Here is a 12,176-nt window from a genome sequence, read left to right as displayed (position 1 = left end):
ACTTAAGACTTCTTCGTGGACTTCTTCGTTGCCTTCTTGGAGGCCTTCTTCGTCGCCTTTTTGGTGGCCTTCTTTGTAGCCTTCTTGGTCGACTTCTTCGTCGATTTCTTGGTGGACTTCTTAGTCGACTTCTTCGTGGACTTCTTGCTGGATTTCTTGGTCGACTTCTTTGGAGCGGCATCGGCCTGCTCCGCCAGCACCTTCTTGTGCACCAGGCCCTTTGGCTCCACGCCCAGCATGGACATCAGGGTCACGCCGTCGAGAAAGTCCTGCGCATAGGTGGCCACGATGCGGCGGGCTGCGCGGGAGGTCTCCTCCTCAAGGGCGTGATTCTGGTCAGCCTGTGGGTGGGTGTCTTGGACCTTGGGTGGCACGACGTGTCCTCCTGAACGTTGTGGAAACTACTTAAGCGCTTGCAAGAAAAGCTATCAGAGCAAATATTGTACGCTACCGGCGGCGTTTAGGGCCGCTCGGGTCCGGATTCGGTGCCTGGCTGCTCCGGTTTCTGGGCATGAAACGTTTCGGTGCCGGGCACGGTATAGGTGGTCTTCTCGCGCTGCTGCGGCTGCGCCGGCCACTGAGAATCCTCCGGCCACAGGTCCGCGGCCGAGCGGGTATGCGGCGCATGGCTTTGGGCCTCGTGGCGCGGGTGCTGCTGCGGTGGTTTCGGCCCGAGCTTTGGTGGTAGCTCAGGGCGATTGACGCGCGGGGCAAACGGGGACATCGGCACGCGCGGGATGCGCGGGGCCTTGCGGGCCAAGTGCGTGGCCTTGTGGAAGGAGAAGCGGCCGATGCGCTTGAAGGCGGAGTAGGGGCGGAAATACTGCGGGCGGCGCAGGCGGCGAGCCACGCGCTCGCCCAGCACCACGCCGGCGGCCAGCGCGCCGGAAATAGCCAGCGCCGTTGCCATATTGGTAAAGCCGGTAATCATCTGCTCATTGAGCGAGGCGTACATGCCGCGGTAGAGCATGAGGCCGGGCAGCATCGGCGTATAGCCCACGATCATGGTGATAAGCGGCGGGATTCCCCAGCGGCGCGACATCAAACCGCCGGCCAGGCCGACGACCACTGCGGAAAGACCAGAGGCAATCACCGGGCCGACGCCGAAGGGCACCACCACGAAGTAATAGAAAATCATGCCGGCCGCGGCCGTAAGACCAGACATGGTGACCTCAATCCAGGCCGCGCCGCAGGCCAGCGCAAAGGCGGCAGAACCGGTACCGCCAAGTAGTACTAGCAGCGGAATTTCGTGGTAAACCGGCGGGGCCAGCGTGGCCAGCGGCGGCAGGTTAAAGCCCAGCGAATCGGCCAGCTGGATGCCCACGCCCACGCCGGCGATGATGGCGCCGGTGGACAGCAGGGCCTCGAAGAATCTGGCGGAGGAGGTGACGGGGGCGCGAGTGATGCCGTCGACAAGCGATTGCACCAACGTCAGCCCCGCCACCAGCACGATGATGCCGGAGGCAATGATCTGTGCGGGCGAGAAATTAATGCCGAAGGAGGCCGCGACATTGTACAAAATGGCGGCCGGGAAGACGGCGAAAAAGCCGCCGACCACATTCTGATAAAAGGGCGGCAGGCGGTAATTAGCCAACCAGGCGTTCAAGCCCATGATGAGCGCGGAGACCACAAAAGCCACTACGCCGACGAGCAGGTCGCCGCCAAGCATCATGGAAATCAGGCCACCCATCGCGCCCCAGCCGAGCATGACCGTGGACGGTTTATAGGGCGCGGGCATGCGGTCGATCTCATCGAGGCGCTGCTCCGCCATGGCCGGCGGCATCTGGCCGGAGTGGATGGAGCGAATGAGCTTATCGACGGCCGCGAGCTTGGAAAAATCCACGCCAATGCTCGGCACCACGCGGAAGACGTGCAGGTTCTTGCGCTGCTCGCCGGTGCCGATGGTGGTGTGGATGGTGATGGTATTCATCAAGATGTCCACGTGGCAGTAGTGCAAGCCATACGACGACGCTGCTAGGTGCACCTGGGCGCGCGCATCCGAGTTGGCGGTGCCGGCTCCGATGAGGATTTCACCAATGCGAGCGGCGATCTCCATAACGCCGGTGACCTGGGCGGCGTCGGTCAGATCGACCGGGGCGAGTGGTGATGGCGGCGGTGCGGCTTTAGCCGCGTCGATGATGGCTACCTGGCCCGAGGAAGCGCGCAGGCGCTCCCGCATAGCGGACAAAAATGACACGGAAATAACCCTCGAAAAAGCGCTGGGAATGTGGGAAAGATTCTGCCTGAACTTTAGCCCCTGCACCCTGACAATGCATAGATGGGGGACCGGCTTTCCCCTCGGCGGCGGGGCTCGGGTACTATGCAACGAGCGGGATTTCTCCCGCGGTGCTGGAGTGGCGCAATTGGTAGCGCAACGCACTTGTAATGCGTAGGTTGCGAGTTCAAGTCTCGTCTCCAGCTCAAAAGGAGGCTAGGCCCAGGGGTGGGCCTAGCCTTCGGTGGTTTTTGAGGGGGCGTCAATAAGCCGAAAAAGCCGGTCGACCATGCGCTGGCGATTAGCGGGGGACAGCTTGCGCTGGTTGAGGTGATCGTGCACCCACAGGCCGGTACTAAGAAGCATGACCAGCAGATCATCCTCGTCCGTCTCGGCGGCGGAAGGATCGACCATCCAGCGCGCATCCACCTCGGCCCACTGGGCGGAAAAATCCGGATGGGTCTGGGAATGTACGCACATCAAAAGTTGGATGAGCGGGTCGTTCTTGCCCATCGACAATACGAGCGCTCGGGAGCGCTCGGCCCAGCTGAGCTCGCTTGCCGGGTGGCCGCCGGCCAGGCGCTCGAGTTCTGTTTCCCAGCGTGCGGCGCAAAACCGATGGCAGTCTACGAGCAAGGCGTGGCGGGTAGGGAAGTGATAAATGAGTCCAGACTTGGACATGCCGGTCGCTTGCGCCAGGGAGTCGTAGGTAAGGCCAGAGACGTCCTCGGCGGCGATGATATCGAGCGCAGCTTCAAGGGCTGCAGCCTTTTTGTTGAGTCGCGGCATAGGGATCTCCTGATCTGGGGTTATCGCGGAAACACCAGGCGGTTATCGCGGCTAGGAGCAAGGCGAAGCAGGCTAGGCCGCCGATGGTGGAAAGATATCCGGCATTGTAGGCGCTAGCGGCGGCCGCGTGGGAAGCGGGGTGATGCAGTGCGTCGGTTCCCAGTTCCGCGAGGTGCGGGGGCAATTCACGGGCCATGAGCAGCGGCACAAGGGTGCCAGTTAGTGCAATGGAGATCAGGGTGCCGAATTCATAGGAGACCGCTTCTACACCCGAGGCCATGCCCGTGCGATGAAGGGGCGCGGCATTGATGATGGCGGTGGAGGACACGGACATGGCCAGGCCCGCGCCTAGGCCGGTGAGTACTAAGGCGGAGACAAGTAGGGGAAGCGTCTCACCCCGGCTCACCACCACCAGGGCCATGCCGGCAGCCATGAGCAAGAATCCGCCGCTAATGAGTGGGAGGAACCCCACGCGATGCAAGGTGGCACCTCCCAGGATGGAGGTAGGGATGGCAGAGAGCGCCATGGCGGAGATGATGAGGCCGGCGTGGAGGGGTGAGAGGGCGTCGACAAGCTGCAGCTTTTGGGTACTCAGCAGCTCCAGGCCGGCGAGACCGAACATGGCGCCGCCGGCCGTTAGGGCCCCGCCGCTAAAGATGCGGGAGCCAAAGATATCGAAGGTCAGCAGGGGATCTGACAAGCGAGCCTGGCGGCGGCCAAAGGCGAGCGCGCCGCAGATGAAGACGATGCCTGCGGCGGCGCTTAGCGGCCAGTTGTGTGCCAGGGATTTAATGGCCAGCACCAGGCTGGCGAGAGTGATAAGGGAATACAGGGACGAGGGGAAGTCCCAGTGTTTATGAGGGTTCGGAGCGTTTGGCGGGGCAAGGAACAAGGTCAGCACAATGGTCACGACCACAACCGGGACATTGAGCAAAAAGACCGAGCCCCACCAGAAATGCTCCAAAAAGAAGCCGCCCACGGTGGGGCCAGCCGCCGCGCCGATGACGGCGACAGAACCCCAGATGCCAATGGCCGTATTGCGCTCCACCTCATCGGGAAAGGTCAGGCGGAGAAGCGCAAGGCTCGACGGCATCATAATGGCGGCGCCGCAGCCCAAGAAGGCGCGACCTAAAACCAGCGTCCAAGCGCTGGGGGAATAAGCGGCGAGCAGGGAAGCGCCGCCGAAGACGGCCAAGCCGATGAGGAACATCCGCCGGTGGCCGGTGCGATCGCCCAGTGTGCCGGCGCCAAGAAGGAGGCCGGAGAGCACCAACGCGTAGGCGTTGATAATCCAGAGCTGCTGGGTATCGGTCGTGTGCAATTGCTGCGACAGCTGCGGCAATGCGGTGTAGAGGATGGAATTATCCAGCCCAACCATGAGTAACCCCAGAGAGATGACGGCGCAGAAAGACCACCGCTGGGCGGCCGTGGAGGTCGCAGCGGTGTGGTCTTGTGCGCGGGGCGGGTGGATACTCATAGCGCAGTAAACAGTACCGAACGGTCGTTACAGTTTGCATCCGAATATAGGTTAGTATTGCCTTCCTCACAGCTGGGCGCAGTGTGTGAGTGTATAGGAGATGAGTGGACTTTCCTGCGGCCTAAGTAGCACAGTGGTATTAACACCAATTAAGAGTTAAGGATGATTTTTAATGGCACGTAACTATGCAGAACAGCTAGTTGACACCCTGGAAAAGCAGGGTGTCGAGCGCATTTATGGCCTCGTCGGTGACTCCCTGAACCCGATCGTGGATGCCGTTCGTCGCTCCTCCATCGAGTGGATTCACGTCCGCAACGAGGAAGCAGCAGCCTTCGCTGCTGAGGCAGATTCCCTGACCACCGGCAAGCTGGCTGTATGTGCCGCATCCTGCGGCCCGGGCAATACCCACCTGATCCAGGGCCTGTACGACGCCCACCGCAACGGCGCTAAGGTGCTGGCACTGGCTTCCCACATCCCATCCCGCCAGATCGGCTCCAAGTTCTTCCAGGAGACCCACCCAGAGGCAATCTTCCAGGAGTGCTCTGGCTACTGCGAGATGGTCAACTCCGCTGAGCAGGGCGGCGTTGTCCTGCACCACGCCATCCAGTCCAGCATGGCCGGCAATGGCGTTTCCGTCCTCGTTATCCCGGGTGACGTCTCCATGCAGGACGCCGAGGATGACTCCTTCGTCGAGTCCAAGATCTCTACTGGCCGCCCGGTCGTCTTCCCGGATCCGGCCGAGGCCGCTGCCCTGACCCAGGCCATCAACGAGGCCAAGTCCGTCACCCTCTTCGTCGGTGCCGGCGTCAAGAACGCCCGTGAGCAGGTGCTCAAGCTGGCGGAGAAGATCAAGGCTCCCATCGGCCACGCCCTGGGCGGCAAGATGTACATCCAGTACGAGAACCCGTTTGACGTAGGCATGAACGGCCTGCTGGGCTACGGTGCGGCACACGAGGCCACCCACGAGGCTGACCTGCTCATCCTGTTGGGTACCGACTTCCCGTACAACGACTTCCTGCCAGATGCCAATGTGGCGCAGGTAGACATCAACGGCTCCCACATCGGCCGCCGCACCAAGATTTCCTACCCGGTCACCGGTGACGTAGCCGCCACCATCGAGAACATCTTGCCGCACGTGGATGAGAAGAAGGACCGCTCCTTCCTGGACAAGATGCTCAAGAAGCACTACGGCAAGCTGGAGCACGTCGTTGAGGCTTATACCTCCAACGTGGACAAGCACACCCCGATCCACCCGGAGTACGTTGCTGACCTCATTGACAAGAACGCCGATGAGGATGCCATCTTCACCGTCGATACCGGCATGTGCAACGTGTGGGGCGCTCGCTACATCACCGCTAACGGCAAGCGCGAGCAGATCGGCTCCTTCCGCCACGGCACCATGGCCAACGCCCTGCCGCAGGCACTAGGTGCACAGGCTGCTAACCCGGGCCGCCAGGTCATCACCTTCTCCGGTGATGGCGGACTGTCCATGCTGATGGGTGAGCTGCTCACCGTGAAGCTGCACAACCTGCCTATCAAGATGTTCGTGTTCAACAACTCTTCTTTGGGCATGGTCAAGCTGGAGATGCTGGTGCAGGGGCTGCCGGAGCACGAGACCGACCACGAGTCCGTCAACTACGCCAAGATTGCAGAAGCTTCCGGCATCAAGCACTTCCGCATCGAGGATCCGAAGGACGCACCGGAGCAGATCAAGAAGGCGCTGGCTTATAACGGCCCGGCTCTTATCGACGTCGTTACTGACCCCAACGCCCTCTCCCTGCCACCGACGCTGACCATCGAGCAGCTCATGGGCTTCTCCAAGGCTGCCACCCGCACCGTTCTGGACGGTGGCGTTGGCCAGATGATCACCATGGCAAAGTCCAACCTGCGCAACATCCCACGCCCGCAGGACTTCTAAATAGCGCGCTGCGCTAGCTACCACGCCCTTCCTCACCTAAGGAGGGGCGTGGTTTTCTTTTGCCCCGACCAGGCCGAGTACTCACGTTCACAGGATTCAGGCAGAAACTCTTCAGTAGGCTGGAAAGCAAGCGTGCCATGATGACGTGTTAGAAAATCACAACCTTTAAGGGGATCTGAGGAGAACATGGAAGACACTAAACTCGCCAAGGTTCTTGTCGTCGATGACGAACCCAATATTGTGGAGCTACTCACCGTATCGCTGAAGTTCCAGAACTTCGAGGTGTACAGCGCCAATTCCGGCAACGAGGCGCTGCGCATTGCCCGCGAAGTAAACCCTGATGCCTACATCCTGGACGTCATGATGCCGGGCATGGATGGCTTCGAGCTGCTGGGCAAGCTGCGCCAAGAAGGCTTGGACGGCCCGGTGCTCTACCTCACCGCTAAGGACGGTGTGGACAAGCGCATCCACGGCCTGACCATCGGCGCGGATGATTACGTGACGAAGCCATTTAGCCTGGAAGAAGTGATCACCCGCCTGCGCGTTATCATGCGCCGCGGCGGCGCGGCGGAAGAATCCACCAACGATGCCACCATGAGCTATGCGGATCTGACGCTCAATGATGACACCCATGAGGTCACCAAGGCCGGCGAGCTCATCGAGCTTTCTCCCACCGAGTTCAACCTCCTGCGCTACCTCATGCAGAACAAGGAAGTGGTGCTGTCCAAGTCCAAGATTTTGGACAATGTGTGGCACTACGATTTCGGCGGCGATGGCAACGTGGTCGAGTCCTATATCTCTTACCTGCGCCGCAAGATTGATACCGGCGAGACGCAGCTGATCCACACCGTGCGCGGCGTGGGTTATGTACTGCGCACCCCGCGCTCCTAAAGTGCTTAAGTGATGGAAGATTCACAGGAGACCCAGGGCCAGGCGCCTGCACCGGCGGCGGCGCGCCCGCAGTCCATGTGGCTTGAGGGCCTGGGGCAAGGCGAAGGGGAGGAAAAGTCCTCCAAGCGGCGAATGTTTTCCCAGATTCCGCAGGCAATGCCGCTGCGGACGTGGCTGGTCATCCTCCTCGTCGTGGTCTCCGGGCTCGGCATTACGGGCTCGTCCTTTGCGGTGAATTCCATCATGCGCAACGTGCTCTTCAATAACGTTGATGATGAGCTGCGCTCCGCGTCGACTACTTGGGCGCGCGATATCAGTAATGACTTCTTCATCGGCGATCACACCAAGCGCCCGCCTACCGAATACGTGGTGTTGAACTACCTGCCCGATGGCACCATCCGCTACTCGGGACCATCGTCAACCACCCCGAATGCGGAGAATATCCCGCTCGGCGGCTACCCCACCACCGTGGGTTCCATCGAGAACAACACCAAGTGGCGCGCGCTCGCCTTCGCGGATTCCAAGGGCGTCATCACGGTCATTGCTAAGGACATGACCCATGAAAAAGAAATCCTGCACGGCCTAGCCATGGTGCAGGTGACCATTGCTGCCATTGCTTTGGCCGCCATTGCGGCCGTAGGTTTCTGGTTTATTCGCAGGGCGTTGCGGCCGCTGCGGGTGGTGGAAAAGACGGCGTCGCAAATCGCGGCAGGCGACCTAGACAAGCGCGTTCCCAAATGGCCGCTGCACACCGAGGTGGGCCAGTTGGCCGCCGCGCTCAATATCATGCTGGGGCAGCTGCAGCGCTCCGTCGTGCGCGCGCAGGAAAAAGAGGAACAGATGCGTCGCTTCGTCGGCGATGCCTCGCATGAGCTGCGCACGCCGCTGACCAGCCTGCGCGGCTATACCGAGCTCTATCGCTCCGGCGCCACCAAGGACGTGGATCTGGTCTTTTCTAAGATCGATGATGAGTCCAAGCGCATGTCCCTGCTGGTGGAGGACCTGTTGGCTCTTACCCGCGCCGAGGGCACGCGCCTAGACCTGCACCCCGTAGACCTGCTGGAGCTGGCCCTGTCCGTGGGCTCTTCCGCGCGCGCGGCCTTCCCCGGCCGCGAGATTAAGGTGGCCAATGATGCCAAGTCCATCCCGGTGGTCAATGGCGATGCGAGCCGCCTGCACCAGGTGCTGCTCAACCTGGTGACCAACGGCATCCGCCACGGCGGCGATGATGCCACGGTGACGCTGCGCCTGCGCCGCGAGGACAATGATGTGCTGGTCGATGTCAGCGATGACGGCAAGGGCATGTCCCAGGAAGATGCGGCGCACATCTTCGAGCGTTTCTACCGCGCGGATACCTCGCGCACCCGCGATACCGGTGGCTCCGGCTTGGGCCTGGCCATCGTCCACTCCCTGGTGGAGCAGCACGATGGCAGCATTAGCGTCGACTCCGAGCTCGGCCGCGGCACCACCTTTACGGTGCGCCTGCCCGCGCTTGCCGACGCCCCCTCTGAGCCCTAGTCCTCCCGAATACCGTCCTCGTTGCAGCCGAGGTGCTGACGGATGCGGGCGGCCGCCTCATCCATCGCGGCATCGTCGGTGTTCTCGGCGTCGAAGGCCTTGGCAAAGTCATACTCTTCCATCTTCTCGGTGGGGAAGAGGTGGATATGGGTGTGCGGGACATCGAATCCGGCGATGATGTAGCCGGTGCGCGGGGTATCAAATGCGGTCTTGATAGCGCCGCCGATTTCCAGGGCGACCTCGTTGAGGTGGGCCCAGGTCTGGGGATCCAGGTCGGTCCACTTATCTACTTCCTCGATGGGCACGACCAGGGTGTGGCCGTAGCGCAGCGGCTCGATGGAGAGGAAAGCCACGCAGGTCTCATCGCGGTAGACAAAGCGAGCGGGTAGTTCACCATTAATGATCTTTGTAAATACAGAAGCCATGTGTGCCAGGCTACCCGCTAGTTATGATGGTGGGCATGCGCATTCTCGTAATTGGTTCGGGCGGCCGTGAACACGCCCTTGTCAAGGGCCTGTCCGCCGACCTCAAAAGCACCGAAATCCACGCCGCGCCGGGCAGCGCGGCCATGTCCGCCCTCGCTACCGTCCACCCGGATTACTCCCAGGTAGATGACGCTGATCGCATGGTGGAGCTCGCCCAGAGCATCGCCGCGGACCTCGTTGTCATCGGCCCTGAGGTTCCCCTCGTCGCCGGCGTGGCCGATGCCCTGCGCGCGGCCGGCATCGCTGTCTTCGGCCCCAGCAAAGACGCAGCCCAGATCGAGGGATCCAAGGCCTTTGCCAAGGACGTCATGGAGTCCGCCGGTGTCAAGACCGCCCGCGCGGAGCAGCTGCGCCCGGGCTCCACCGAGGACGACATTGAAGCCGCCCTCGACCGCTTTGGCCCGCAGTTCGTGGTCAAAGACGATGGCCTGGCCGGCGGCAAGGGTGTCGTAGTCACCCCGGACCGCGCCGCCGCCCGCGCCCACGTCGATGCCGTCCTCGCGGCCGGCAACCCGGTGCTGTTGGAATCCTTCCTCGACGGCCCCGAAGTCTCTCTCTTCTGCTTAGTCGATGGCGAGACCGTCGTCCCACTGCTGCCGGCCCAGGATCACAAGCGTGCCTATGACAACGACGAAGGCCCCAATACCGGTGGCATGGGCGCCTACACCCCGCTGCCGTGGCTGCCGGAGGACGGCGTGCAGCGCATCGTGGACGAGGTCTGCACCCCTGTGGCCAAGGAGATGGCGCGCCGCGGCACCCCTTATTCCGGTCTGCTCTACGCCGGCCTGGCCTGGGGCGAAGAAGGCCCGGCCGTCGTCGAGTTCAACTGCCGCTTCGGCGACCCAGAGACCCAGGCAGTGCTCTCCCTGCTCAAGTCCCCACTGGCTGAGGCCCTCCACGCCACGGCCACCGGCACCCTCTCCGAGCTCCCGCCGCTGGAGTGGGAGGATGGCTTCGCCGTCATCATCGTCATGGCGGCCGAGGGCTACCCGGCCTCCCCGCGCAAGGGCGATGCCATCTCCGGCGCCGCCCTGGACGATCCGCAGCGCGTCCTCCATGCCGGCACCGTGCATACCGATGGCGCCTACCGCACCGCGGGCGGCCGCGTGCTCAGCGTGCTGGGCAAGGGTTCCACGCTTGCCGACGCCCGCGCAGACGCCTACGCCACCGTCGACGGCATCGAGTTTGCGGGTGGCTTTGTGCGCCGGGACATCGGCAAGCGAGCAGAAGACGGTGAGATTTCTCTCTAACCCTTCACCCCGCGGCGGGGCAGGCATGGAATAATAGCCACGTGGCTGAAAAGAAGAAGATTTCCAACGTCCTGTCCTCCCGCTATGCCTCCGCGGAGCTGTCCAATATCTGGAGCCCGGAGCATAAAATCATCTTGGAGCGCAAGCTCTGGATCGCGGTCATGCGCGCCCAGAAGGATCTGGGCGTAGACATCCCCGCCAAGGCCATTGATGCCTACGAGGCCGTGGTAGAGGACGTGAACCTCGAGTCCATCGCGGAGCGCGAGCGTGTCACCCGCCACGATGTGAAGGCCCGCATCGAAGAATTCAATGCGCTGGCCGGCTACGAGCACATTCACAAGGGCATGACCAGCCGCGATCTCACCGAGAACGTGGAGCAGCTGCAGATCCACACCTCGCTGGAGATCATCCGCGATAAGGCCATCGCAGTGGTCTCCCGCATCGGCCGTCACGCCGCCGAGTACCAGTCTTTGGTCATGGCGGGCCGCTCCCACAACGTGGCCGCGCAGGCCACCACCCTGGGCAAGCGCTTCGCTACGGCCGGCGATGAGATGCTGCTGGCCATCGAGCGCGTCGAAGACCTCCTCGGCCGTTACCCGCTGCGCGGCATCAAGGGCCCGATGGGCACCTCCCAGGACATGCTCGATCTCATGGGCGGCTCCGAGGACAAGCTCGCCTCCCTAGAGACGGCCATCGCGGATTACCTAGGCTTCCACCGCATCTTCAATTCCGTGGGCCAGGTCTACCCGCGCTCCCTCGACTTCGACGCCATCTCCGCCCTCGTGGAGCTCGGCGCCGCCCCGTCCTCGCTGGCCACCACCATCCGCTTGATGGCCGGCAACGAGACCGTCACCGAGGGCTTCAAGGAGGGCCAGGTTGGCTCCTCTGCCATGCCGCACAAGATGAACGCCCGCTCCTGCGAGCGCGTCGGCGGCCTGCAGGTCATCCTCCGCGGCTACCTCACCATGGCCGCGGACCTCGCTGGCCAGCAGTGGAACGAGGGTGATGTTTTCTGCTCCGTCGTCCGCCGCGTCGCGCTTCCCGACGCCTTCTTCGCCCTCGACGGCCAATTCGAAACCTTCCTCACCGTCCTCGACGAGTTCGGTGCCTTCCCGGCCATGATCGACCGCGAACTGGAGCGCTACCTGCCCTTCCTGGCCACCACCCGCATCCTCATGGCGGCCGTGCGCGCCGGCGTGGGCCGCGAGACCGCTCACGAGGTCATCAAGGAAAACGCCGTGGCCGTCGCGCTCAATATGCGCGAAAACGGCGGTGAGCAGGACCTAGTCCAACGCCTCGCCGCCGATGACCGCCTGCCCATGGACGAGTCCGACCTCGAGGCCGCCCTGGCCGATAAGCACGCCTTCATCGGCGCCGCCGAGTCCCAGGTCAGCCAGGTGCTCAACCGCATCAACGCACTGGTAGGCGAGCATCCCAAGGCCGCGGCCTATACCCCGGGCGAGATCCTCTAAAACGATCCTCGCTGGGCTCCTTCCTTTTTGCAGTGCGTCTTTCTTTTTCGCATTTCGATCAAATAGCCCCCGAATCCCGCGCGGTGAACTGCTCCCCATTAGTTGGACTGAGAAATCAGTTTCCGATTAGTGGGGAGTAGTTTTCATTGAGAGCTCGAAGT

10 protein-coding genes and 1 tRNA gene are annotated in these 12,176 nt (G+C 62.4%); 6 read left to right on the top strand and 5 right to left on the bottom strand.

Features of this window, described 5'->3' with window-relative positions:
- Positions 1–2: 2 nt before the first annotated feature.
- Complete coding sequence (locus tag QP909_RS09020) at positions 3–374, bottom strand: hypothetical protein (protein WP_005325749.1); 372 nt, start codon at positions 372–374, stop codon at positions 3–5.
- Positions 375–460: 86 nt separating this feature from the next.
- Positions 461–2,197, bottom strand: coding sequence for a threonine/serine exporter ThrE (gene thrE, locus QP909_RS09015; RefSeq protein WP_284766988.1), 1,737 nt, complete (start codon positions 2,195–2,197; stop codon positions 461–463).
- Positions 2,198–2,348: 151 nt separating this feature from the next.
- On the opposite strand from thrE, the gene QP909_RS09010 reads away from it, so the two are divergent.
- Positions 2,349–2,421 (top strand) — tRNA-Thr (locus QP909_RS09010).
- Positions 2,422–2,449: 28 nt separating this feature from the next.
- Here the strand turns inward: QP909_RS09010 and QP909_RS09005 are convergent.
- Together QP909_RS09005 and QP909_RS09000 are read right to left on the bottom strand one after the other, a co-directional pair.
- Entirely contained in the window at positions 2,450–3,004 is a 555-nt protein-coding gene (locus QP909_RS09005) for a TetR family transcriptional regulator (protein ID WP_284766987.1), read from the bottom strand.
- A complete protein-coding gene (locus QP909_RS09000) occupies positions 2,970–4,481 on the bottom strand; it encodes an MFS transporter (protein ID WP_284766986.1) in 1,512 nt (503 codons plus the stop codon). The genes QP909_RS09005 and QP909_RS09000 overlap by 35 nt, the downstream gene beginning before the upstream one ends.
- Before the next feature lie 172 nt (positions 4,482–4,653).
- On the opposite strand from QP909_RS09000, the gene QP909_RS08995 reads away from it, so the two are divergent.
- From QP909_RS08995 to QP909_RS08985, 3 genes are all read left to right on the top strand, one after another.
- Positions 4,654–6,399, top strand: coding sequence for a pyruvate dehydrogenase (locus QP909_RS08995; RefSeq protein ID WP_284766985.1), 1,746 nt, complete (start codon positions 4,654–4,656; stop codon positions 6,397–6,399).
- Between the two features lie 186 nt (positions 6,400–6,585).
- The gene (locus QP909_RS08990) at positions 6,586–7,290 is read left to right on the top strand and encodes a response regulator transcription factor (protein WP_284766984.1); all 705 of its coding nucleotides are present in this window, start codon (positions 6,586–6,588) and stop codon (positions 7,288–7,290) included.
- A gap of 12 nt (positions 7,291–7,302) precedes the next feature.
- Positions 7,303–8,808 carry a sensor histidine kinase gene (locus QP909_RS08985; RefSeq protein WP_284767053.1) on the top strand — a complete coding sequence of 502 codons (1,506 nt, stop codon included), beginning with the start codon at positions 7,303–7,305 and terminating at the stop codon, positions 8,806–8,808.
- On the opposite strand, the gene QP909_RS08980 is transcribed toward QP909_RS08985, so the two are convergent.
- A complete protein-coding gene (locus QP909_RS08980) occupies positions 8,805–9,233 on the bottom strand; it encodes an HIT family protein (RefSeq protein WP_284766983.1) in 429 nt (142 codons plus the stop codon). The genes QP909_RS08985 and QP909_RS08980 overlap by 4 nt on opposite strands.
- Positions 9,234–9,268: 35 nt before the next feature.
- Between QP909_RS08980 and purD the strand changes: the two genes are divergently transcribed.
- Positions 9,269–10,543 (top strand): phosphoribosylamine--glycine ligase, encoded by a 1,275-nt coding sequence (purD, locus tag QP909_RS08975; protein WP_284766982.1) that lies wholly within the window; start codon positions 9,269–9,271, stop codon positions 10,541–10,543.
- Between the two features lie 41 nt (positions 10,544–10,584).
- Positions 10,585–12,015: an adenylosuccinate lyase gene (purB, locus tag QP909_RS08970; protein WP_284766981.1), complete on the top strand. Its 1,431-nt coding sequence runs from the start codon at positions 10,585–10,587 to the stop codon at positions 12,013–12,015.
- Positions 12,016–12,176 lie beyond the last annotated feature (161 nt).

The organism is Corynebacterium sp. MSK195 (assembly GCF_030228885.1).
Classification (GTDB): Bacteria; Actinomycetota; Actinomycetes; order Mycobacteriales; family Mycobacteriaceae; genus Corynebacterium.
This window is presented reverse-complemented; position numbering and strand designations above follow the sequence as displayed.